The 22,381-nt window shown below is 38.4% G+C and carries 28 protein-coding genes and 2 tRNA genes; 9 read left to right on the top strand and 21 right to left on the bottom strand.

Annotated features, from left to right (window positions below):
* Window positions 1-4 precede the first annotated feature (4 nt).
* From AC1M9M_RS05145 to AC1M9M_RS05100, 10 genes are all read right to left on the bottom strand, one after another.
* The gene (locus AC1M9M_RS05145; RefSeq protein WP_481595780.1) at window positions 5-841 is read right to left on the bottom strand and encodes a type II secretion system protein N; all 837 of its coding nucleotides are present in this window, start codon (window positions 839-841) and stop codon (window positions 5-7) included.
* A complete protein-coding gene (gspN, locus tag AC1M9M_RS05140) occupies window positions 841-1,584 on the bottom strand; it encodes a type II secretion system protein N (protein ID WP_092766456.1) in 744 nt (247 codons plus the stop codon). The genes AC1M9M_RS05145 and gspN overlap by 1 nt, the downstream gene beginning before the upstream one ends.
* A gap of 166 nt (window positions 1,585-1,750) precedes the next feature.
* Window positions 1,751-2,074 (bottom strand): H-NS histone family protein, encoded by a 324-nt coding sequence (locus tag AC1M9M_RS05135; RefSeq protein ID WP_035267603.1) that lies wholly within the window; start codon window positions 2,072-2,074, stop codon window positions 1,751-1,753.
* A 126-nt stretch (window positions 2,075-2,200) separates the two neighbouring features.
* Window positions 2,201-2,617: an acyl-CoA thioesterase gene (locus AC1M9M_RS05130; RefSeq protein WP_035267539.1), complete on the bottom strand. Its 417-nt coding sequence runs from the start codon at window positions 2,615-2,617 to the stop codon at window positions 2,201-2,203.
* Between the two features lie 9 nt (window positions 2,618-2,626).
* Window positions 2,627-3,820 carry a heme biosynthesis protein HemY gene (locus AC1M9M_RS05125; protein ID WP_481590122.1) on the bottom strand — a complete coding sequence of 398 codons (1,194 nt, stop codon included), beginning with the start codon at window positions 3,818-3,820 and terminating at the stop codon, window positions 2,627-2,629.
* A 2-nt stretch (window positions 3,821-3,822) separates the two neighbouring features.
* A complete protein-coding gene (locus tag AC1M9M_RS05120; RefSeq protein ID WP_481595779.1) occupies window positions 3,823-4,662 on the bottom strand; it encodes a hypothetical protein in 840 nt (279 codons plus the stop codon).
* Window positions 4,659-5,441, bottom strand: coding sequence for a uroporphyrinogen-III synthase (locus AC1M9M_RS05115; RefSeq protein WP_481588836.1), 783 nt, complete (start codon window positions 5,439-5,441; stop codon window positions 4,659-4,661). The genes AC1M9M_RS05120 and AC1M9M_RS05115 overlap by 4 nt, the downstream gene beginning before the upstream one ends.
* Window positions 5,442-5,450: 9 nt before the next feature.
* Window positions 5,451-6,371 (bottom strand): hydroxymethylbilane synthase, encoded by a 921-nt coding sequence (gene hemC / locus AC1M9M_RS05110; protein ID WP_035267604.1) that lies wholly within the window; start codon window positions 6,369-6,371, stop codon window positions 5,451-5,453.
* Window positions 6,372-6,466: 95 nt separating this feature from the next.
* On the bottom strand, window positions 6,467-7,204 hold the full coding sequence (locus AC1M9M_RS05105) for a LytR/AlgR family response regulator transcription factor (protein ID WP_481595778.1): 738 nt from the start codon (window positions 7,202-7,204) through the stop codon (window positions 6,467-6,469).
* A 52-nt stretch (window positions 7,205-7,256) separates the two neighbouring features.
* Window positions 7,257-8,411, bottom strand: coding sequence for a sensor histidine kinase (locus AC1M9M_RS05100; RefSeq protein ID WP_180028783.1), 1,155 nt, complete (start codon window positions 8,409-8,411; stop codon window positions 7,257-7,259).
* Here AC1M9M_RS05100 and argH point away from each other — a divergent pair.
* Entirely contained in the window at window positions 8,402-9,832 is a 1,431-nt protein-coding gene (argH, locus tag AC1M9M_RS05095; RefSeq protein WP_051586571.1) for an argininosuccinate lyase, read from the top strand. The two genes, AC1M9M_RS05100 and argH, sit on opposite strands and share 10 nt — an antisense overlap.
* A 28-nt stretch (window positions 9,833-9,860) precedes the next feature.
* Window positions 9,861-10,130 (top strand): oxidative damage protection protein, encoded by a 270-nt coding sequence (locus AC1M9M_RS05090; protein ID WP_035267550.1) that lies wholly within the window; start codon window positions 9,861-9,863, stop codon window positions 10,128-10,130.
* Window positions 10,131-10,347: 217 nt separating this feature from the next.
* Here AC1M9M_RS05090 and AC1M9M_RS05085 read toward each other — a convergent pair whose 3' ends face one another.
* Window positions 10,348-10,815 (bottom strand): hypothetical protein, encoded by a 468-nt coding sequence (locus AC1M9M_RS05085; RefSeq protein ID WP_481595777.1) that lies wholly within the window; start codon window positions 10,813-10,815, stop codon window positions 10,348-10,350.
* A 270-nt stretch (window positions 10,816-11,085) separates the two neighbouring features.
* On the opposite strand from AC1M9M_RS05085, the gene AC1M9M_RS05080 reads away from it, so the two are divergent.
* Complete coding sequence (locus AC1M9M_RS05080; protein WP_179999046.1) at window positions 11,086-11,508, top strand: GNAT family acetyltransferase; 423 nt, start codon at window positions 11,086-11,088, stop codon at window positions 11,506-11,508.
* 6 nt (window positions 11,509-11,514) lie between these two features.
* On the opposite strand, the gene AC1M9M_RS05075 is transcribed toward AC1M9M_RS05080, so the two are convergent.
* The 4 genes from AC1M9M_RS05075 to AC1M9M_RS05060 all read right to left on the bottom strand — a co-directional run bounded on the left by AC1M9M_RS05075 (window position 11,515) and on the right by AC1M9M_RS05060 (window position 13,260).
* On the bottom strand, window positions 11,515-12,291 hold the full coding sequence (locus AC1M9M_RS05075; RefSeq protein WP_481595776.1) for a class I SAM-dependent methyltransferase: 777 nt from the start codon (window positions 12,289-12,291) through the stop codon (window positions 11,515-11,517).
* Between the two features lie 131 nt (window positions 12,292-12,422).
* Window positions 12,423-12,498, bottom strand: a tRNA-Phe gene (locus AC1M9M_RS05070).
* 136 nt (window positions 12,499-12,634) lie between these two features.
* Window positions 12,635-12,710, bottom strand: a tRNA-Phe gene (locus AC1M9M_RS05065).
* Between the two features lie 172 nt (window positions 12,711-12,882).
* Complete coding sequence (locus AC1M9M_RS05060; RefSeq protein WP_481588832.1) at window positions 12,883-13,260, bottom strand: GNAT family N-acetyltransferase; 378 nt, start codon at window positions 13,258-13,260, stop codon at window positions 12,883-12,885.
* A 93-nt stretch (window positions 13,261-13,353) separates the two neighbouring features.
* On the opposite strand from AC1M9M_RS05060, the gene hisB reads away from it, so the two are divergent.
* Both hisB and hisH read left to right on the top strand, forming a co-directional pair.
* Window positions 13,354-13,947 (top strand): imidazoleglycerol-phosphate dehydratase HisB, encoded by a 594-nt coding sequence (hisB, locus tag AC1M9M_RS05055; RefSeq protein ID WP_035267557.1) that lies wholly within the window; start codon window positions 13,354-13,356, stop codon window positions 13,945-13,947.
* Entirely contained in the window at window positions 13,947-14,564 is a 618-nt protein-coding gene (hisH, locus tag AC1M9M_RS05050; RefSeq protein ID WP_179999050.1) for an imidazole glycerol phosphate synthase subunit HisH, read from the top strand. The genes hisB and hisH overlap by 1 nt, the downstream gene beginning before the upstream one ends.
* Before the next feature lie 50 nt (window positions 14,565-14,614).
* Here the strand turns inward: hisH and AC1M9M_RS05045 are convergent, their stop codons facing one another.
* The gene (locus tag AC1M9M_RS05045) at window positions 14,615-15,043 is read right to left on the bottom strand and encodes a helix-turn-helix domain-containing protein (protein ID WP_481595775.1); all 429 of its coding nucleotides are present in this window, start codon (window positions 15,041-15,043) and stop codon (window positions 14,615-14,617) included.
* A gap of 556 nt (window positions 15,044-15,599) precedes the next feature.
* Here AC1M9M_RS05045 and AC1M9M_RS05040 point away from each other — a divergent pair.
* The 3 genes from AC1M9M_RS05040 to AC1M9M_RS05030 all read left to right on the top strand — a co-directional run bounded on the left by AC1M9M_RS05040 (window position 15,600) and on the right by AC1M9M_RS05030 (window position 18,162).
* On the top strand, window positions 15,600-16,361 hold the full coding sequence (locus AC1M9M_RS05040) for a hypothetical protein (protein WP_481595774.1): 762 nt from the start codon (window positions 15,600-15,602) through the stop codon (window positions 16,359-16,361).
* Window positions 16,362-16,489: 128 nt separating this feature from the next.
* Window positions 16,490-17,221, top strand: coding sequence for a 1-(5-phosphoribosyl)-5-[(5-phosphoribosylamino)methylideneamino]imidazole-4-carboxamide isomerase (gene hisA, locus AC1M9M_RS05035; protein WP_035267561.1), 732 nt, complete (start codon window positions 16,490-16,492; stop codon window positions 17,219-17,221).
* 53 nt (window positions 17,222-17,274) lie between these two features.
* A complete protein-coding gene (locus tag AC1M9M_RS05030) occupies window positions 17,275-18,162 on the top strand; it encodes a DMT family transporter (protein WP_481595773.1) in 888 nt (295 codons plus the stop codon).
* A 2-nt stretch (window positions 18,163-18,164) separates the two neighbouring features.
* On the opposite strand, the gene AC1M9M_RS05025 is transcribed toward AC1M9M_RS05030, so the two are convergent.
* The 4 genes from AC1M9M_RS05025 to AC1M9M_RS05010 are packed head-to-tail and all read right to left on the bottom strand — an operon-like array spanning window position 18,165 to window position 20,527.
* Window positions 18,165-18,479, bottom strand: a complete 315-nt coding sequence (locus tag AC1M9M_RS05025) for an antibiotic biosynthesis monooxygenase family protein (RefSeq protein ID WP_035267565.1) — start codon at window positions 18,477-18,479, stop codon at window positions 18,165-18,167.
* A 26-nt stretch (window positions 18,480-18,505) separates the two neighbouring features.
* A complete protein-coding gene (locus tag AC1M9M_RS05020; protein WP_035267567.1) occupies window positions 18,506-18,898 on the bottom strand; it encodes a DUF4870 family protein in 393 nt (130 codons plus the stop codon).
* A 29-nt stretch (window positions 18,899-18,927) separates the two neighbouring features.
* A complete protein-coding gene (locus AC1M9M_RS05015) occupies window positions 18,928-19,551 on the bottom strand; it encodes a DUF1294 domain-containing protein (protein ID WP_481595772.1) in 624 nt (207 codons plus the stop codon).
* A gap of 25 nt (window positions 19,552-19,576) precedes the next feature.
* Window positions 19,577-20,527 (bottom strand): homoserine kinase, encoded by a 951-nt coding sequence (locus tag AC1M9M_RS05010; RefSeq protein ID WP_481591883.1) that lies wholly within the window; start codon window positions 20,525-20,527, stop codon window positions 19,577-19,579.
* A 114-nt stretch (window positions 20,528-20,641) separates the two neighbouring features.
* Here AC1M9M_RS05010 and hisF point away from each other — a divergent pair, with 114 nt between their 5' ends.
* On the top strand, window positions 20,642-21,400 hold the full coding sequence (hisF, locus tag AC1M9M_RS05005) for an imidazole glycerol phosphate synthase subunit HisF (protein WP_035267573.1): 759 nt from the start codon (window positions 20,642-20,644) through the stop codon (window positions 21,398-21,400).
* Between the two features lie 265 nt (window positions 21,401-21,665).
* On the opposite strand, the gene AC1M9M_RS05000 is transcribed toward hisF, so the two are convergent.
* Window positions 21,666-22,301 (bottom strand): sterol desaturase family protein, encoded by a 636-nt coding sequence (locus AC1M9M_RS05000; protein WP_180028773.1) that lies wholly within the window; start codon window positions 22,299-22,301, stop codon window positions 21,666-21,668.
* Between the last annotated feature and the right edge of the window lie 80 nt (window positions 22,302-22,381).

The raw sequence follows: 22,381 nt of genomic DNA, 5'->3' as shown, positions 1-22,381 counted from the left end.
CATTTTAAAATTCTTGTTGGAAGGTCATCACTTGATCACCTCGTTTTACTTCAATGCGAACTTTACCTTCTCGTTTAGCCTGTTCTAGCAGTTGTGCATCGCTTTGTCCTTGACCGACTGACTGCCCATTCAAGGATAAAACGCGATCACCAGGTCTTAATCCCAGTTTGCTTCTCAAAAATGCAGGCGTTCGATCCGTGACTTCATAACCTTGACCACTGTCAGTGTTGACACCCATATTACTTAAGTATTGTTCACGATTTTCTTGAATTTGATTGATTGCCTGACCAATGGCATTTTGAGTGGTCGTTTGACCAGAATTCGGTGTTACGTTAGCAGAATTTTGCTGTGCATCAGGTATCAGTGGCTGATTAAGATTCTCTATTCCAGTAAATCTCAACTCAGTCGTCGCACCACTCGGCTGTTTCAATACCACATGATCCCAATATACTTCTGAAAGCTGATAAGAACTTCCTTCCAAAGTTTGTCCAATGGTATAACGATCAGCAACCTCTCGCACTTTAATCACGGCTGAAGATTGACTACTTGGCGTCGAAACCACAACCCCTTGCAACGTAAGCGCTAAATTAGCATCAGCACCACTCACTTGCGCACCTGTTTCTTGAAACAAAGAGAAACTCGATATATTCGGAACAGGAGGTTGCTGCGAACCTAATGCGACTCGCTCAACTTGCATGACTTGCGGTGGTGCAACCACCAACCAAAATAATGAAGCGAGCTTCCACATTAAGATTAAAATCAGAATAAATAAAGTAAGCGGAGCAATTCGATCTAAATCTTTAAATGAAATTTGTGAAAACTTATCTTGGAATCCCTTCATTAGAAGCCTCCACTCAGCAGTGGCTGTCTCGTACTGACAACAAAGGTATCCAAACCAGCTTTACCATCATATGAAGGCACATTCATTAATAATCTTTGGGTCACCTGTGCATCCAACATTAATGCAGGATCTAAACTAAGGTTGGCCATTTTTTGCCCGCGCTGATCTTGTACATCAATGAGCAGTTTTCCAGCTTCGTCTGAAAATTGCCCTTTTAAAGATGGCATATTCATTCGTTCTTGTTTCTGGGCAAAGGTATAAGTTAGCGTACCACCACCCCATTGCATCTCTCCGGCGGTTTTTGCAAAACCATCGTTTTGTTTGAATTGAAATGCTACATCCTTCAACTGAATACTATTCTGAGGCCATTGCCAATCCACAAATGTTTTGAGTGTTTCAGGGGCAATATTTCCATTCATATTTTTGATAATTATTTTTTTTCCAAGCCCATAACCCACCACACCGTTGAGTTGCGTCTGACCACTATGTATTTCTAAGTTGGCACCAGCTCTTAATAAAATCAGATCGAGAGGACGTGTTTGCCAGATGACAGAACCTGCAAGATTTCCTTTTTGCCAATCTGCTTGACCTTGCCAGATATTGCCACTGACATTTTTTAAAATTTGATTATTTTTATAAAATTTAGCAATGAGCCACGATGCTGGAACTTGTAAAAAAACAAATAATAAAAAAGCGAAGATAGCGACGCTTAACCACACCATTTTTTTTGATTTTTTTATCATTCCATGTATACCAACATCTAAGTCTAATTAACCGCAAAATGTTTGAAAATTTTCTATCTTGGTATTATGCATAAATTTTACACTTCTCCAATTCACTTATAAAAAAACCAAGCAGATTTGCTTGGTTTTTTTAATATTAGTGTCATTACATGACAAATCAGTGAAATTAGATAAGGAAATCTTCTAATTTGGCACCTTTTTCAAGCTCTGCAACCAACCAACGTGGCTTCTTTCCACGCCCTGTCCAAGTCTCCGCAGTATTATTTTTATTACGATAACGAGGCTCTACAGATTTACGCGTGCTTTTCTTACGCTTTTGTGCACCATATTCAATGAATTGCTCTAAAGACATACCCACTGATTCAGCAATTTGAGTAATCTGATGATAAGCATCTTCAATTTCCTGATCTTTCTTAGACTCGATCAAAGCTTGGGCTTCAGCAGTTAACTTTCTTAACTCTTCAACAGATAAATTACTAATATCAGGCATAACATTTACTCCAAAAAATTCAATATCATTATTAGATTTATAAAGCGCCATCTTATTGTTATAAATTATTTTAATCAATCCATCATGTTATTTAATATACATAAATAAAACAAATAATTTAACACATTAATTAACCGAGTCTATTTCTATTATTTTTTCTCTAATATGCTCTGGAATCAAAACCTTTTGCATTGTATTTTTATCCACACAAACTATAACGGCCTCAGCAATTGCCACAATTTCATTCTGTTGCTCACTCCAAACTGTATATTCCATCCTGAAGGCAGAGTTACGCAATTCAACCACTTTAGTTCCAATGCGTAAATAATCAGGATAAAACACTGGTTTAAGATATTTACAACTATTTGAAGCCACAACAGTATTAATATCTAACGCTAAGATTTCTAATTGATTCAAATACTCTATTCGAGCAGTTTCAATATAGCGATAATAAATCACATTATTGACATGTCCAAAAGCATCCATATCACCCCAAGCGACTTTTTGATGGGTAATGACTTTGTACTCATTCATTTGTTTCATTCATCATTCTCATAACTTAAATTGAATAAATTTATTATGGGTCTCAAAGACACTGTTCAATTGCTGAGTTAATACAGCATCGCCTTTTAATACAGATTTAATTCTTAAATAGTTCATTAAAGGGTGATCAGGATATAATTGCAATAATGCCTCAGCATCCTGTTCACGATGAGTCGCAGTATAAATATGCCATTTAGAAAAACTCAAAATCGGTAATCCAGGATATTTCATTTCAAAATGATCAATCTGGTTTTCAAGCATTTCATAATCAGGATTTTGTTTTAACAATTGTTGTTGAAACCATAAATAAAAAATATCCTGATCGAACCGTTCTTCTAATAAAGACAAAGAAAGTTGAGTTTCATCAAAAGCCATCTCAGGAATGCGAGAAATAAGTTTTAACCATAACGATTTAATACCATATGAAGACGACACAATTTGATCACTCATTTGAGCATACCGAATTTGAATAAGCTCTAAATCTGTATTTGAAACGTTGTCAAAATCATTGAGTAGCTTTAAAAGCCATTTCTTTTTATGTTCCAAATCTAAATGACCATATTGCGTGGCTTTTAAATAATGCCATGGATATTGAATCGCAAATCTACCCCATAGATGATTCAACTTATGCTGATAAGCATCTTCAAGATCTTTTAACCAAGGTGACAGCATATGACCATGTAAAAACTCTAAATGGGTTAAAGCCTGATCTGGAAGCTCTTGAGCTAAATAAATTTCAATACGCTGGAGTTCAGCCAATTCAAAAGCATCTGCAGGACTTTGTTGTAAAACACTCAACGCATCATCAATACGATCTTGCTTCAACCATATACGAGACTGAATAACCTCTTTGAGTAATCCTGAGTTCTCAAACACAGGTTGTAAATATTCTCGCTGTTTTGTGTTGGCCTCCAAAACCCACAAAACACCTAATTTTTCATACGTATGTAACCTTGAAAAGTCTGTAACTTGTTGAATTTTACGCTGCTCTCTTGATCTCATCTTTCCAACCCAAAACCATAAAAGATGAAGAGATAAAGCAACGAATAGAAGAAAAAATGAAACAAACCAGAGGTTCGTTTGAATCTGAATACCGTGCCAAAGTATGTAAATATAACCTGGCCCTTCTTGATAACTCAGCACACTTAACACGGCTAATATCATTAAACCAACTAATGCATAAACTATAAAAATATGTTTCATGATTAGCCCTCTAAAATTGCTTTACTGTTCAATTTAGGGACAGGTAAAAGTTGTGCTTGTTTGAGATGTTTCGCTTTATTTTTTATTTTGATTGCCACAGCATCAGGCAGTTGATCCAGTTCATCGATAATTGAGGTCAGTGCATTTTGATAGTCAATGTATTGTCCTTGTTGTAGTGCTCTTTGAGCAAATAACACTCTCAATTGAACTTCTTTTAAAACTAATCTTCGATTAAGTAATACCGGCATCTGTTCATCAACGCGTTCAACTTTGAATACACGCTCAAACCATGAGGATTGCGAAGAGTTATCACTCGTGAGTTGCTGTACTTGTTGTTCATTTTTCAAATTTGCATCAATATTTTCAAGCAAGTCACCTAACTGAGCAATTTGAATATTTTTTGCCACAACATATTGTTGAATCATTTTTTGATCATGCTCAACAGCTCGATGCATTGAAACCTGCAATGTATCTGCCAAAGCCAAGCGCTCAACCAGTTGATCCAGTTGATTGAGTTGCTCAAGTGCATATGCAAACTCATGTTGATCTAAGGCAAATTGAATTAGCTCTAATTTTTGACTTAAGAGTTTGATTGGATTGATTTCAGATTGAATTTCTTGTTGATTATTGTTTTGCTGAGGTGGATTGGATTGAGACGAAACCTGCTGATTTGAGCGCTGAATTGCTACCAACTGATCATTCAAACTTGCCACTAATTGCTCTGATTTATGTTGAGTTTGTTGTAGCAACTCAACTTTTTCTTGTAATGAAAAATGATCATAGCTGAGTTTAATCAACCAAATGATTAAGCCTAAAATGAATAGATATAAAATTTTCTTCATGAGTGCCTATGTTCACTTTCAAGCTGCGACAAAATCGTATCTGGCATTAAGTCCGCAATTTGAGTGATTTGAAATTTAGTATTTGAGGTCTGTTGATACATACACACGATCTGATATAACCGATCCGCTAAAACCAAGTAATGACCGTGTTGCATAAATACAGGATAATTTTTGCATAAACTCAGCCAATTTTTCCAACTGGCTTCACTACTAATCAATACAGCATAAGGTTGTGGATTTGCATTGAATGCTTCAAGTAGATGTTTAAATTTATCTTGAGCATCACTTGGGCAGTAGCGGGAGTATAAAACAAAATTAAGTACTTCAATTTTAGCAGTACGACACTGCTGCATCATGAACTGACGGCCACCTTCTCCCCGCCAAAACGCAATACGTTTGAGATCAGCATTTTGTGTTAAAACCGGAAGACTTAACATTCCTTCAGATGTTTCAACATCTGGAACTAAACTTTTAACACCATATCGACTTAGAGCTTCAGCTGTTTTCCGGCCAACTGCAATCCATTTGATATGATTTAAATCGGTCAATCTAAGTCCCGATTTTTCGAGAAACTGCATGCCAACTTCAACGGCTGTTGGACTGACGACCACAATCACTTGTGCTGAAATTAATTGCTGAAAGAGCTGATCAAGTTCATCACTCCAATGAACAGCAGCCAACTCTAGTACAGATAGCTCGATAGGCTCATATCCTGCACGTACCAGTGCCTCATTGAGAGGCTTAGCACGATCTGCAGGTCGAGTATTGATAAACTTCATTTCATTTTTTTATTTATACAGTGCTTTTAATAAATCAGCAGCACCTTGGTCAATCAAAGCTTTTGCTAGTGAAACACCCAACGTTTCAGCTTTTTCAACTGGACCTTCTACTTTAGCAACCAATAATGTTTGACCATCCACACTGCCAACGCGCCCCTCTAATTGAATCTGTTGATCATTTAAAGTCGCATATCCCGCAATCGGTACCTGACACCCACCTTCCAAATAAGCATTAAATGCCCGTTCTGCACGAACACACGCATCAGTTTCTGCATGTAATAAAGGTCGAATCAACTCTAATACGCGTGCATCGTCACCTCGACACTCAAGACCTAATGCGCCTTGGCCAACTGCGGGCAAACTCGTCTGTGTATCCAGCGTGTGTCGAATACGCTGTGCTAAACCTAAACGCTTTAAACCTGCGCTTGCCAAAATGATGGCATCGTAAAGCCCCGAATCAAGCTTAGATAGTCGCGTGCCTACATTTCCACGTAAATCTATAATCTCAAGATCTGGACGAGCTTTTAAAATTTGACATTTACGACGCAAACTTGAAGTTCCCACTTTGGCTCCGAGGGGCAAATCTTCAAACTTATTATAAGTATTCGAAACAAAAGCATCTAAAGGATCTTCTCGCTCGCAAATCACAGCAAGACTTAATCCTTCTGGGAGCGCCATCGGCACATCTTTCATAGAATGGACAGCCAGATCTGCACGACCATCAAGTAATGCAGCTTCAAGCTCTTTAACAAATAAACCTTTTCCACCAATCTTGGCTAAAGGAGTGTCTAAAATTTTATCACCTTGGGTCACAAACGTCACCAACTCAACTTTTAGACCAGCATGTAGGGTCTCAAGTCGCTCACGAATATGCTCCGCCTGCCATAAAGCCAATGGACTTTGACGAGTTGCAATTTTTAAGGTTTTGATCATTTTAATGCTGCCAAACTTTAGACATCCTAAACTTACCCTGCTGTCCCAAAATTGCAAGTGAATTGTTCGGCAATCATTATAATTTTAGGCAACTAAATATTTTGCATTCTTTCTCTAAGCAAAGGTAAGTGACGGCGACTGACCGCCAATTTCTCTTCAAGTTCACGACAACGAACTTGATACTGGCCTGAAGCAACCAACTCCAATCCATCCAAATAATCCAATGCAATCAGCGCATTTCGATGAATTCGTATAAATTTATTTGAAAACTCACGCTCTAGATCTTTTAAAGTCTCATCAATCAACACACTGCCGTTTTTGTGTCGTACTGTTACGTATTTCTGATCAGCCAGAAAATAGTAAATATTTTCGATAGGAATGAGTTCAAGACCACGATAGGTTTTCGCAGCGATTTGCTGACGCTGATGTTTTTCTTCCATATTTTCTTTTTGTTCTATATTTGACATTTGAGCTTGAGTAAGTTTAGTTAAATTATTCAGTGTATTTTCTAATTCTGATTTGATAATCGGTTTTAATAAATAGCCTTTCGCTTGTGCCTGAATCGCAGTCAAAGCATGCTCATCATAGGCCGTGCAAAAAACAATGGCAGGCATTGGGTTTAGCTGTGAAAGATGCTGAGCACATGTCAAACCATCCATTTCAGGCATTTGGATGTCAAGTAAAATTACATCAGGCTCATATTGTTGCACTAAGGTCAAAGCTTCTTTTCCATGATGCGCAGTTGCAACAACTTGATGCCCCAATTGAGTAACCAAGCGAGATAAGCGCTCAACCGCGAGTGGCTCATCATCACAAATTAGGATGTCCATTGTTCCTCCTTGTTCAAGTTAACGTTGCTTATTTTAATGTATTAACTTGATTTTATTTATATTGGTACTGGACTACAGTCGTGTAAATTCCATTACCTGCATGACTCCTAAACTGTACCGTATACCCATAGTGTGCTTTCAAACGCTGTTTCACGTTTTCTATCGCAATACCATTCCCCTCCCTATTGGCCATTTTATCGGCTATATAAGGGTTAGTAATGACTATAGTGACTTGATTTTGTAATATTTCAACCAATATGACAATCTTTGCATCAATTAACTTTTTCTCTACCCCATGAAAGATACTATTCTCAATTAAAGGCTGTAAAGTTAAAAAAGGGATACTTGCTTGGCCCAACTGCTCTGGTTGTAAGATATTCCATTCCACATTTAATCTCGAACCCAACCTTAGCTTTTCAACCGCCAAATAATGTTCACACAATTGGATTTCTTCTTTTAATGTGACAATTTTCAGCTCTTGAAAGCTTGCTCTAAACAACCTTGAAAGATCGATGAGCATTTGCTCTGCTTTATCTGGATCACTCCCAATCAGACTCACCACACTATTTAAACTATTAAAAAGAAAGTGTGGATGTATTCTTGCTTGCATGGCTTGAATTCGAGCATTCAATTCACCTTGTTGCTGCTTTAACCACTCACCACGAACATAGATATATCGTAAACAAAAAGTGATCAACAATACACCATAGCTCATATGTAAAATCACATGATCAAATAAAAGTAACCATGAAAATTTTTGTAAAGAAAAGTTACTCCCCCAAAAAAACAGGAAATTCAAACTACAAGTAGTGAACAGGATAATGAGTTCTAATAGTACAAATGTATAAATCGCAGACTGCCAAGTGGTTAATTTTTGCCAAAACTCCCTAAATAAATCAATTACGGCGATAAAGACCAATACCACCCAATTGATATAAAGCACATACTTGATCACCTGTGATGTCTGTAAATTTGACCAAGACTGTGACTCTGCTAGGCACAGCAACAACGCCAAAAAAATACTGGCAATAAACAGCTCTGCAAAATATTGCCACTGCCCAATACGTACAAAGAAATTGGCATCGATAAATTCTTGTTTATCTTTTGAAGAATTATCCATAGGCAAGACTTCGGCATCTTGATTTGAATTTGTTATACTGGATGCAAAATTACTGCTTTTTCTTTTACTGAGCCGACATGACCACATCTTCTAATTCCTCTAATCCGTCACAAGCCCAAACTTCAGGTATGTGGGGCGGTCGTTTTTCCGAAGCAACTGATGCCTTTGTCGCTGAATTTACAGCATCTGTCCAATTTGACCAACGCTTTTATAAACAAGATATTGCAGGTTCAATCGCACATGCAACGATGTTGGCAAAAGTCGGTGTACTCACTGAACAAGAGCGTGATGACATCATCGCAGGCTTAACCGCAATTAAAGCGGACATTGAAGCTGGCAACTTCGAATGGCGTATTGATTTAGAAGATGTTCACATGAACATTGAATCTCGATTAACTCAACGTATTGGGATTACAGGGAAGAAATTACATACAGGTCGTAGCCGTAATGACCAAGTAGCAACGGATATTCGTTTGTATGTACGTGATGAAATTGATGCCATCCTAGGGTTATTACACAAACTGCAAAAAGGCATTCTAGGTTTGGCTGCTAAAAATACAAATACAATTATGCCTGGCTTTACCCATCTTCAAACTGCACAACCTGTGACGTTTGGACATCATTTAATGGCATGGTTTGAAATGCTGGTACGTGACTCAGAACGCCTGATTGACTGCCGTAAACGCGTGAATCGCATGCCTTTAGGTTCTGCTGCGCTTGCAGGTACCACTTATCCAATCGATCGTGCTTATACAGCAGAACTTTTAGGATTTGAAGCAGTTGCAGAAAACTCATTAGATGCTGTATCTGATCGTGATTTTGGTATTGAGTTTAATGCTGCGGCATCACTCATCATGATGCACTTATCTCGCATGTCTGAAGAATTAATTCTTTGGACATCTGCACAATTCAAGTTTGTGAATATTCCTGACCGCTTCTGCACAGGCTCTTCGATTATGCCTCAGAAGAAAAATCCTGATGTACCTGAACTTGTTCGTGGTAAAACAGGCCGTGTATATGGCGACTTAATGAGTCTACTTACCCTCATGAAAGGTCAACCTTTGGCATATAACAAAGACAACCAAGAAGATAAAGAACCACTATTTGATGCTATCGATACAGTTCGAGGCTCTTTGATGGCTTTCGCAGACATGATTCCTGCACTTGTTCCAAATATTCCTGAAATGCGCGAAGCTGCGCTGCGTGGTTTCTCAACAGCAACCGACCTTGCTGATTACTTAGTGAAAAATGGTGTTGCATTCCGCGATGCACATGAAATCGTCGGTAAAGCAGTTGCGCTTGGCGTACAAGAAGGTAAGGATTTATCAGAACTTACGCTTGAACAACTTCAACAATTCTCTGATTTAATTCAAGCTGACGTCTTTGAAAAAGCATTAACTTTAGAAGCTTCTGTCAATGCACGTAACCACATCGGTGGAACAGCACCTGCTCAAGTTGAAGCAGCAATTGAGCGTGCTCATGCGCGTTTAGAAGCTCTTTACGCTTAATTTCTGATTATATTTTTGGAGAATTGATATGTCTCGCCAAGTATTTTGCCGTAAGTATCAAAAAGAAATGGAAGGTTTGGATTTTGCACCATTCCCTGGTCCTAAAGGTCAGGAACTATTTGATAGTGTTTCTAAGCAAGCATGGGGAGAATGGTTAAAGCATCAAACTACTTTAATCAATGAAAAACGTTTAAATGTCTTTGAAGCTGATGCAAAAAAATTTCTTGAAGAACAACGTGAAAAGTTCTTCAACAATGATGAAACTTTAGAAAAAGCTGAAGGCCTAAAGCCTGAGTAAAAAAAGAAAGCACTGCTTTTCTTTTTACGTAAGATAAGGACGAAGTCCGCGTAGGCTTTAATCTAAAAAGAATCCCCATCTTTGGGGATTCTTTTTTATGCGTTACTTTAAAAATTAGGCAAGAAAAACACAGAAGGTGTGCACAGGCTTTAATCCCAAAAGAATCTCCGTAATAGAGGTTCTTTTTTTATGGGACATCAAATAAATATCAATGGAGTTAAAATTTAGCTGACGAAAGAAGTGCTTGTGGTGGATTTAAAATATGACCTAATTGGTAAACTCCATCCATATTTAACTGCATCTCCATTCGGTCAACACGAATTGGGCCAAATTTAATGTACATCTGCCGATTTTGAAGATCAAACCGCTGCTCCAAAACCTGTCCATTGAATTGTAAAGAGTTCATAGATGTTAAGTCCATAAGCGCTTTAAAAGGTTGCTCTTCATCCTTTGTATAATGAATCCTTTTTCTATCACTCACGAAATTTTCTAAATGGTTTAAATCCTGAGATTTAAAAGATGTAATTTCACGAATTTGAGATTCCTCAATACCTAAAGCATTGACCAAACTTAACTGATCGTCTGGCAGTAATTTAAAATGCCCATTGTTAGGATGTGCCGCCCAACTCATACTCGAAAGACCCCAAGCACAGATTCCCCACAAAACTTGCTTAAATTGTCTCATTCCCCATCGCTCTCACTGAACGTAATAAAAGCCATCTTTAAAAACATTTCAGCCAAACACAACTACCATTTATCTTAAATATCATTTACTTAACAAGAGTTGTTAGACTCACGTCACAGACAAATCTTTTTTATTGATATTTATCTTGCTATCTAAAAAAGACTGCATAAATGTAAAGCAGAAAATAGACACATAAGATGATTATGAGTTATCAATTTCATCAGAGTAGGCTAATCTCTGTATTAAAATTAACCACCATTTGAGCGCATCATGTTTATCATTCGTCCTTATATTGAGACTGACTTAGAAGACATCATTCAACTCTGGGAAAGATGTGATCTAACACGACCATGGAATAATCCGGAAATTGATATTTTTAGGAAGGCTGCACAAAAAGATGACTTATTCTTGGTGGCTGTGAAAGATCAGTTCATTATCGCAACATTAATGGGTGGTTACGACGGTCATCGCGGGTGGATCAATTACCTCGCGGTACATCCCAATCATCAACGGAATGGTGTTGCTACAGCGTTGATTCAACATTTGGAAAAAAGATTGATTGCACTTGGTTGTCCAGAAGTTCAGCTTTTAGTGCAAAAAGAATTTATTGATATTCAAAACTTTTATGAACAATTGGGATATGACGAAAAAGAAGTTGTATGCCTTGCTAAAAGACTCATTCACGACCATTAAGAAATTTTATAAAACAGGAGCATTTATCAATTTACCGATCCGTAAAAATATTGGGAATCGAATATTAAATTTATGACCGGTATCATTATTCAAAGTTAAGGCATATTGGCTCATCTGACTTAAGATTTGTGTCGCCTGATTATTGGCTTGCGTATTTTGTTTAAGATATTTCTTTAAAGCTGACCATGTATTTAAATAATCAATCAATTGATCAATCCGCCATTTACAATGCATGTGCTGCTCACAGGTCGGGATTTCTTCAAAAGGAAATGGAATCGTTTGATATTTCAGATCAATATAGTGACGCTCAATCTCCCAATATGTTTTCAATACTTGGTGATATAGCTTTTCAATACAGCTTTGAAGCTCCTCATTCTCCACTTCAATAAGCCCATATCCAATCACTGCAAAGACACCCTGGGGCTTCAGTGTTCGATAGACTTCTTGAAAAAATAACTCGAAGTCAAACCAATGAATGGCTTGGGCAACTGTAATCAGGTCAAAACATTGTGCTTTAAAATTGCTATGTTCAGCATTATCAATTCGGTAAATTACATTATCTATTGCTGGGGCTTGCTGAAGTTGTGCTGCGCTTATATCCGTTGCAATGACTTGATTAAAATGCGGAGCCAATAAGCGGGTGAATTGTCCTGAACCTGCCCCACAATCCCAAGCCATTTCATAGTTCTGAACATATTTGAAGATTTCGTCAATCACACTTTGTGGATAACTTGGACGAGCTTGTTGATAAAGCTCACTTTGATCAGAAAATAGGTCTTTCATTTTTTATTCTGAATTTGATCGAGAAATCAACCTTAGCACATCAAAAAAATGGATGATGAATGACTTCGATTCATTTTGTATTATTTTATAAGCAAAAAAAATCCTCAACATTGTTGAGGATTTTTCGAATATGGTGGCGAGACCCAGGATCGAACTGGGGACACACGGATTTTCAATCCGTTGCTCTACCAACTGAGCTATCACGCCGATGGGGTGTATTAAGCCGTAACTGAGCTCAATAGTCAATAAAAATCATGCATTTTTTATTTGTTCGAGTAAATTTTACCCAAAAAAAAATCTCTGATGGGATCAGAGATTGAAAATACAAATTCTTAAAAGAATATGGTGGCGAGACCCAGGATCGAACTGGGGACACACGGATTTTCAATCCGTTGCTCTACCAACTGAGCTATCACGCCGATGTCGCGTATTAAACAGTTTCATCTCGATATAGTCAAGCAAGTTTTTGGGATATTTAAACAAATGGATGTTTTTAAAACAACATTTAGATTATTCGATGTAAATACATACAAATCCAATAAAAAAAGCCAGTATTGACTGACTTTTAATATTTAAAATCGAACAATAGTTTTAAATTTTTTCCAAACTACTTAAACAACGATGTATTGCACCACATCCAGGCTCAAAATGATTAACGCCTTTCTCTTCTTCCATTCGACATGCTTCACTCACTAAGCGCTCTGCGACACCACGTCCACGGTTAGCCGGATGAACTACGATATTTTCAAGCGTTCGACTTTCACCTTGTCCAGTTGACCAAATGGCCCCAATGATCTTTGTATTAAATTCTGCCGTGTAAAGTAAGGTATACTGAGTTAAGTTTTGCTCAAGTTGTTCAATGGCATCTTGTCCGTCACTAAATTCTGGACTGGTGTCATATAAGCGCTCAAGCTGTTCACGAACTTCAACATTATCAAGCGAAGTTATTGCATGTACGGTTATAGGCATTGATTAACCCTCCTGAGCAATCTAATATGCTGTCACTTTCGTGACATCGAAAATCTACATTCATCATTTTTAACGTTTTTGAGGAACGTGTCTATGACGCAACGTATCAGTGAAGTGGTAAGAAACACAAACGAAACCAAAATTCGTGTTCGCGTGAATCTTGATGGTACTGGTCAAGGCACCCTCAATACAGGTGTTCCATTTTTAGACCATATGATCGACCAAATCAAGCGTCATGGTTTATTTGATATCGATATTCATTGCGACGGCGATTTAGAAATTGATGATCACCATACAGTAGAAGACTGTGGTATTACCCTTGGTCAGGCATTTGCACAGGCTTTAGGTGACAAAAAAGGTTTACGTCGCTATGGTCACTTCTATGCACCACTTGATGAGTCCTTGAGTCGTGTCGTTGTTGACCTATCAGGCCGCCCTGGCTTATGGATGGACATTCCATTTACGCGCGCGCGCATTGGTACTTTTGATGTCGACCTATTCTCTGAGTTTTTCCAAGGCTTTGTGAATCACGCATTAATGACACTCCACATCGACAATTTGAAAGGTAAAAATAGCCATCACCAAATTGAAAGTGTATTTAAAGCATTTGCACGAGCACTTCGTATGGCTTGTGAAGTAGATCCACGTGCAGAAAATACTGTAGCTTCAACCAAAGGTACTTTGTAATGACCCGTATTGCCCTTCTTGATTATGGCATGGGAAATCTTCACTCAGCAGCAAAAGCACTTGAGCATGTTGGTGCAACCGTTGATGTGACCAATGATCCTAAGCTGATTGCTCAAGCAGATAAAATTGTGTTCCCAGGCGTTGGTGCAATGCGTGATTGCATGCAAGGTATGCACGAGGCTGGCATTGATGAGGTTGTACGCAATGCCGTTTTCAACAAGCCTGTCCTTGCGATTTGTGTCGGCATGCAAGCTCTGATGCAACACTCTGAAGAAAATGGTGGTGCAGATGCATTAGGCATTTTTGAAGGTGCTGTTAAACGCTTTCCAGATATTGAAGGTTTAAAAGTTCCCCATATGGGTTGGAATCAGGTACACCAAGCAGATCCAAGCCATCCAATGTGGAACAACATTGATCAAGATGCTCGTTTCTATTTCGTACATAGTTTCTATGTTGAACCGAAACAATCTGAGATCATTGCTGCGACATGTAACTACGGTTTGGAATTCTGCACCGCAATCCATAAAGATAATTTGTTTGCTACTCAGTTCCATCCAGAAAAAAGTCATACAGCTGGCTTACAGTTGTTGAAAAATTTTGTAGAGTGGAAAATTTAAAGCCATAATAAAGCTCACTGTTTTCAGTGAGCTTTTTTTCAGACTTTACTCTAAATATCTTTTACGACAAAGCCACCTTCAATTGGCTCAACAGTTACTTTAATTTCTGCTTTTAGATTCAGCGCAGCATAACGACTTTTAAGTTCTGAAATTAATTGTTCTGGCGTTGCATCTTTTAAAGCCAACTCATCCTTCAAATGATACTGTTTAAAACTTTCTGATTTTTTACCATCTTTTGCGTCTGAAACCCATCGTTCTGCAGCACTCAGTACTTTCGCTAATTCAACTAGATGTTGAGCATTGGCAGGAGTTGACTCTTGCACCCATTTCGACAGTGTTTCCTTAGAGACTCCCAATGCATTCACCACATCAGTCGGTTTAATGTTTTTCTCTTTGATCAATTTTCTAAGTTTTTTAGCACCTTCGCTAAATAAATCATCTTCTTGAACTGCCATCGCTTCTGTCCAAATCTTATTCACTGTCTGCAGTCTCAATTTAACATTAAGCCTATGCAGTTGAGTCTAATATTGCCAAACAAATCAGATGAAATTGAAATTATTTTCAATATAGATAATTCACAAATAAAAGTGTGATCTAATTTTTCTCATTACTCAGTTTGAATTAAAAAGAAAAATAAATTGACCCAATGATTAATTGTTAACTTATGTAAAGACAATGAGCACCAATTTTAATCATTAAAAAAATACACAAAATTCACAAAATCAATCAACGAATCGAACAAGTTGGCATTTTAGGTATTTACACCATGCTACTCGATAATATTCATGCATTATAAGTGTACATTTATTCTATCAAGCACCAAATTAAACCACAATAAATAATTGATTTTGTTAACATTTTTAAACATTACCCTTGTGTTGTATTAAGTTACTGTTTTTACGGCATATCTTCAAAATTATTCCACTTATATTGTTTTTTTTCGATTTGTCTGAAATTTTTTTCTTTGTTAATTATGAACTTGCTGAAACAACAAAGATCCAACACTAACCACATATATTTTGGAGCAATCTGCACATGTTTAAACTTTTTACTGGAAAAATCAGTGGCGTTCTAAGCCTTGCTTTACAGGGAATTACGAAAGCAGTTGGTTTTATTCTAGAAACCGTAACGACAGTTGTAGATACCGTTGTTGACACAGTAGGGACGCTGACCAAACCATTAACGGATAAGTTAACAGAATTGCCACTGATCGGAGATACAGTGGAATCGGTACTCAATCTTGAAAATAATTTATTAGGAAATTTAAGCGGAGGCTTACACGCTATCGCTGATGATTTTTCGAAGGGAGATCTATTAGGGGGTATTAATACTGCATTGAATGGCACTACTGCAACTGTAGGTCAAACCATCAAAGATGTTTCAAATGTTGTAGGTGAGGTCGCTGGTTTAGCCGATCCCGTGACCGACCTGCTAAGCCAAGTGCCAGGTTTAGGTGCTGTCGTAGATGTTGTCGGAGAAACTTCTTCAAATCTTTTGGGATTCGTGAGTGAAACGGGAGATTATGTCGCAAGTACCAAACCTCTTGATCTCGTGACTGGTCTCATTGATGATCCTTTAGGCAGTGTCACAGGAACATTAGGAGATGTCTCAGGAACATTAGATAATTTATTGGATGATTTAGCACCTGTAACAGATGCTCTGTCATCGATTCCTGTCGTGGGTGATCTTGTAGGATTCACGGGAGAGATCACAAATGCTTTAGGTGCAATCCCAACCAATATCACACCAACTAGCTTTGATCTAATCTCTAACTTAGATACAACACCATACATTTAATTCAAAGTTCGTATTAAAACCGTCAACATTGTTCTGACGGTTTTTTTTCATTGTTACTTCGCTCATTTGATGTTTCTTTGCTAAGATTGCTGCGAATAAACTCCAGAATACTGGCAAGGAGCGAAAGCATGCTGATTATCCCTGCAATTGACCTTAAAGATGGTAAATGTGTCCGTTTAAAACAAGGTCGTATGGAAGACGATACCGTTTTCTCTGATGATCCTGTGGCAACAGCACAACATTGGGTAGACGCTGGTGCTCGCCGTTTACATTTAGTTGATCTAAATGGTGCTTTCGCTGGTACACCTATTCACAAACCTGTTGTGGAAGCGATTGCAAAAGCACAACCTGAACTGCCAATTCAAATTGGTGGTGGCATCCGTTCTCTTGAAACTATCGAACACTACTTAGATGCAGGTGTATCATTCGTCATTATTGGTACAAAAGCAGTCAAAGAACCTGAGTTTGTTGAGGAAGCTTGTAGAAAATTCGCAGGTCACATCATTGTCGGTATTGATGCAATCAATGGCATGGTCGCAACTGACGGCTGGGCAAATGTAACTGACGTGAAAGCAACTGATTTAGCTAAACGCTTTGCAGATGCTGGAGTATCTAGTATCGTGTATACCGATATTGCACGTGATGGCATGATGCAAGGTGTGAATATCGAACAAACAGTTAATCTTGCGACTTATTCAGGTTTACCTGTGATCGCTTCAGGCGGTGTGACCAATCTTGACGACGTTCGCAACTTAAAAGGTCAGCCTGGTATTTTAGGTGCGATTACTGGTCGTGCAATTTATGAAGGCACTTTAAATCTTCGTGAAGCTCAATTATTACTTGATGAACAAGCGCTCTAATAGCGCATGTTTGTAAAGAGGTCTTAGGACCTCTTTTTTCTTACTTAAAAAATATGTTGAATTTATCTCCTACCCTCAAAACCAAAACACCACAACTTGCCCTCATTGCAATTACGATGATTTGGGGTGCCAGTTTCATAACAGTCAAATATGGATTGAGCTTCAGCACACCAGTGCTTTTCGTTGCCTTTCGATTTGCAGCAGCTGCGCTGGCTGTTGGTCTCATCTCACTTCAATATTGTAAAAATTTTAGTGCCAAAGATATTTGGGCAGGATTTTGCATTGGAACAGTGATTGCAATTGGCTATGGAACGCAAACCATTGGCTTACAGACCATCACCAGTAGCGAATCTGCCTTTTTGACAGCACTTTATGTGCCGTTGGTTCCCATCTTATTGTGGTTGCTCTTTAACAAAAGGCCACATGTCATGACATGGATAGGGGCAGGACTCGCCTTTGTAGGTTTAGTTTTCTTAACAGGCAATGGGTTTGGTGCTATTCGGCTTGAATTTGGTCAGATCATTACCTTGATAGGATCAATTGCGATTGCACTTGAAATTATTCTCATTAGTTACTTTGCGCCTCGAGTCAATTTACGCCGAGTGACGATATTACAACTCATTTTTGCATCGTTAATTTGTTTTCTAATGGCACCATTGATGGGTGAAACACAACTCCCTGAGTTTAACTGGATCTTCGTTGCGATTATTGTAGGTTTAGGACTTGCAAGTGCAATCATTCAGTTAGTCATGAACTGGGCTCAACGCGTGGTTGATCCTTCACAGGCTGCCATTATTTATTCTGGCGAACCTGTTTGGGCGGCTTTGATTGGGAGATTAGCAGGTGAGCGTTTAGCTATGCTCTCAATTTTAGGTGGCGTGTTGGTTGTGCTCGGTGTAATTACCAGTGAGTGGAGACCAAAATTTAAGAAGAAAGAATAAGCTTATTGGGGCTCTTTTAGCTTTAACATCATACATGGTTGAAAATACTGTGCTTCAGGCATAGGCGCATAAAAGGGATGCAAGAGTTCCTTCCATTTTAAATACGCCTCTGACTGCCTAAAACCTTCCGTATGATCTTCAAGTTTGTTCCAGTAAATCAGTAAAATATAAGCATGTTCATTATTCGTATTTTTAATCAGCTGAACCGCATTTAGCCCCTTCATTGGTGAAATAATGTCTTTAGCTAATTTAAAAGCATTTTCGAATGCCTCACTCTGGTTCATTTTGATATTTAAATGAACATGCTCAATAATCATGACACCACCCCATTCATGAGTTTTAATTATTGATACATTGGCTCGTTATCATTGACCTTAATAATTCCTTTGATCGCACGATAAACAATCCAAACCCATGACAAACCAATCACTGCGATACAGAATGTTGTTGCACCCAGTGCTACACCAGCAAAGGCATTAGGATTGTCACCCGTGAAGAATAAGAACAAAAACGGCAGGAACGCGATGATATTCCAAATTAAATACCACCAAAAAGTACGAATTTGCCAAGTAAAATGACTTTCAAAAATTGAGCCCTGTACCTTTGATCGTTTCCAATAGTTAATAATTAGCGCAATAACCGCCAAAATACCTGCTGAAAAAATAGCGATGATATACAGGATATAAAGTAAAATCGTTAAGCTGCGGTTTGGATCTTGATCAGCTGTATAATTCATAAAGTCACCTTTTTAATTTTTTTGAGGCTTTATAATTTCAAACCATTAAATGGTGAAATTATCCATAAAATAATCAGTATATTAAACGCTATAGTACAGAAATAAATTTTTCGAAATGGTTGTTTTTGTGTTTTATGACGCAAGCGTTGCTGAGCAAGCCAAGCACTCGGCCATCCTCCTAATAGAGAAACCACATGTAATGTATTTTCTGGTACACGTTGACTCCCCTGTTGAGCCGCCGCTTTATCGTGTGCATATAAGCCATAGGTGATCAGGTTCATCAATAAAATGACCAACACCACCATCATACTCAATAGCCCCAATAGGACTAATGTAGCAAGCGTCAAGATATAAGCAATAATCGATACTTGCATCGGTTGCATTTTTTGTTGAGTAACTGGTGAATGACGCGGCTTCGTTTTTACTTTTTTTGCCTGAGTCGCTTTTAAGTATGTTACTTGTTTCGCTTTAAATCGACCTTGACCATCCAATTGAACGATATACTCCAAAGCACAACCTGGAATCGGTCTTGGGCCTGGTTTGGCAAAATCTTTAATGTGAAGGAAAACGCGATCTTTGGATGAATCATTGGGTTGAATAAATCCATAGCCTTTTTCATCAAACCATTCAACTAGACGACCTTGATCACGCATATTTCCCCCAGATTTTTTAAATTTTTTAAGCTGTTACAAATTTTAATCGTTCAACCAGCATATTGCGCATTTCTAAAGGATTTTTTTGCAAAATATCTTCGCCAACACGCCCCATTTCTTTGTTCTTTTGAGCCACTAGCAAACGCATCATCCAGAAACGCCCAGCTGCCATCGCTAAATAGAGTTCTAGACATGATTTTTCATCACTGGTCATTTCACGTACACTTTGATAAGCCTCCAAGAATGCTAAGGCCTTTTCCTCATTCAAATGAACACTTGGATATTCCGTACAGAAATCATTCATCGTAATGGCGATATCAAACAAAAGTTCATCTTTATTCAACTCATAAAAATCGAGTATCCCTTTTAAAGTAGCCCCTTCAAATAAAGTGTTATCTCTAAATAGGTCAGAATGGATAAAACCTCGTGGACGATCAGGGTACATTGCGGTAAGAGCGTCATATAAACCTAACAAACTATTTAATAATACTTGATCGGCTGGATTTAACGTAGGTCGAAGCTGCTGAGCCACACTTAACCAATAATCATGATTACGATACTCTGCGCGCTCTAAGGGAAAGTTATCGAGAGCCACATGTATTTGAGCCTGTGCAATAGCAATGGACTGAACCTGTTCAAGTGATGAAGGCATAGGATGCTTGCCACGCATTCTAGGCGCAATTTGTGCAGGTTTATTTTTTAAGATCTGAATCGAACGTCCTGAATGTTTCAAAGGTACAGGCACAGGCAGACCTGCATGACCCAGATGCTCAAGTACAGGGACGAGTTCACCTGCGCCTTGCTTATCCATATCTTCAAAAATTGTTAAAACAAATTCGGTTTGATCTGCACAAACTAGAAAATAGTTCGTATTTTGAATACCTCCTTGAATCGGAATCAGGTCAATCACCTCTAATCCATAAGGCGTAGCAAAATCCTGAACTTCCTTTAAAGTCAAAGTGGTATAAACCGACATAAAAAAACCTGCGAAAAAACTTACATTATTTTGATAGAATACCTGCTCCGACTACCAAGGTGTAGCACCAAAGTCTGTAAGTTTCATAATCGGCTGTTATTTTTGGAAAAAATTATGCTTGCTAAACGTATTATTCCTTGCCTCGACGTAGATAACGGTCGAGTTGTAAAAGGTGTTCAATTCCTTGATATTCGTGATGCAGGCGACCCAGTTGAAGTAGCACGTCGTTATAACGAACAAGGTGCAGATGAGATTACTTTTCTCGATATCACTGCAACATCTAATGGGCGTGACACCACTTACCGTACGGTTGAGCGTATGGCTGAAACTGTATTTGTACCACTGACCGTAGGTGGCGGTGTTCGTAAAGTTGAAGATATTCGTTTATTGCTTAACGCTGGTGCAGACAAAGTCAGTATTAACTCAGCTGCTGTCTTTAATCCTGAATTCGTTCAAGAAGCCTCTCAACGTTTTGGTGCACAATGTATTGTAGTTGCGATTGATGCAAAAAAAACGGGTGAAAATAAGTGGGAGATTTTCACACATGGTGGTCGCAAACCAACGGGTATCGATGCGATTGAATGGTCTGTGAAAATGGCAGAATACGGCGCAGGCGAATTGCTCATTACGTCAATGGATGCAGATGGTACAAAAGCTGGTTATGACTTAGCATTGATGCGTCAGATTAATGATCGTGTAACGATTCCAACGATTGCTTCAGGTGGTGTGGGTAATCTTCAACATCTAGCAGACGGAATTTTACAAGGGGGTGCTGATGCAGTGCTTGCAGCCTCTATCTTCCACTTTGGTCAACACACTATCCCGGAAGCAAAACAATATTTAGCTGAACAAGGCATTGAAATGCGTCTTTAATCATGCCCCATAAAAAAGAGGCAAATGCCTCTTTTTTTGCAAAAAAAAGAGCCCGAAGGCCCTAAAAACCAAGAAAAAACAGCGCTTGGTTCGTTATGCAAAGCGATAAACTGGAGAGTTCTACCATCAGATTTTCATTCTCCGATTTATTCATCTCATATCATAAATGACAGATCTGCACGAAATCTTGACAAAAGCTACATATTTTATTGACCAAACATGACAAATCAGACGTCAATTCAGCCAATTCCAGATCTAATCTGACTTACTCCACTATAGCCAAAGCTTTTTTTGAAATATCGGAGCGCGCTGCTTTCTGCTCAACCCACTTTGCGGGGAAATATTGTTCAACGATATGATTGACTCGTTTTGAAATAAAAGACGGTAACTGCACCCCTAAAGGGTTATCTTCCTTCAAATCTGGCGTTGAAATGACGCGTGTCCCTAAAATGTAATCAAACCAAGGCTTAGTGACACACCAATTTGCATCTTGATTGGCGTTCATATGGTGGTCATAGTGCCAAGGAATTTTCTTTTTTGCCCAATGAGGTTCGAGGTGAGCTCTGCGATGCGTGTAGTAGTAGTTACAAGCACTATAAAGCACGGATAAACTCATGCCTTTCGAGATTGGATAAAATGCTGTTCCAAATACAGCAGCAACAATCCCCAATGATACGATTTCATTTTTTGTTCGCCAATTTGAGATTCCCTCTACATAACCCTCATCATGGAAATCTTGTGTTCTAACTTCACGGTGATGTGCCCAATGAGATTCCATATTTTTAGGCACAGGACTAAACCTCGCTTTACCCGGACGGTGTACACCATGTAGAACATATTTATGCGCGACCCATTCAAATCCATTGGCAATGATTAAGCCTGCAACAAAACCTTTAATCATGTTCAAAATCCCTGTTTCTTTTCTTTCAATATATCTAACTCAAGCTCTCAACCATTGACGCAAGATAAAATTTTCATTGA

Source organism: Acinetobacter sp. ANC_7503 (assembly GCF_056780035.1).
The sequence above is the reverse complement of the archived record's forward strand: the minus strand, read 5'-3'. Positions and strand labels throughout refer to the sequence as shown.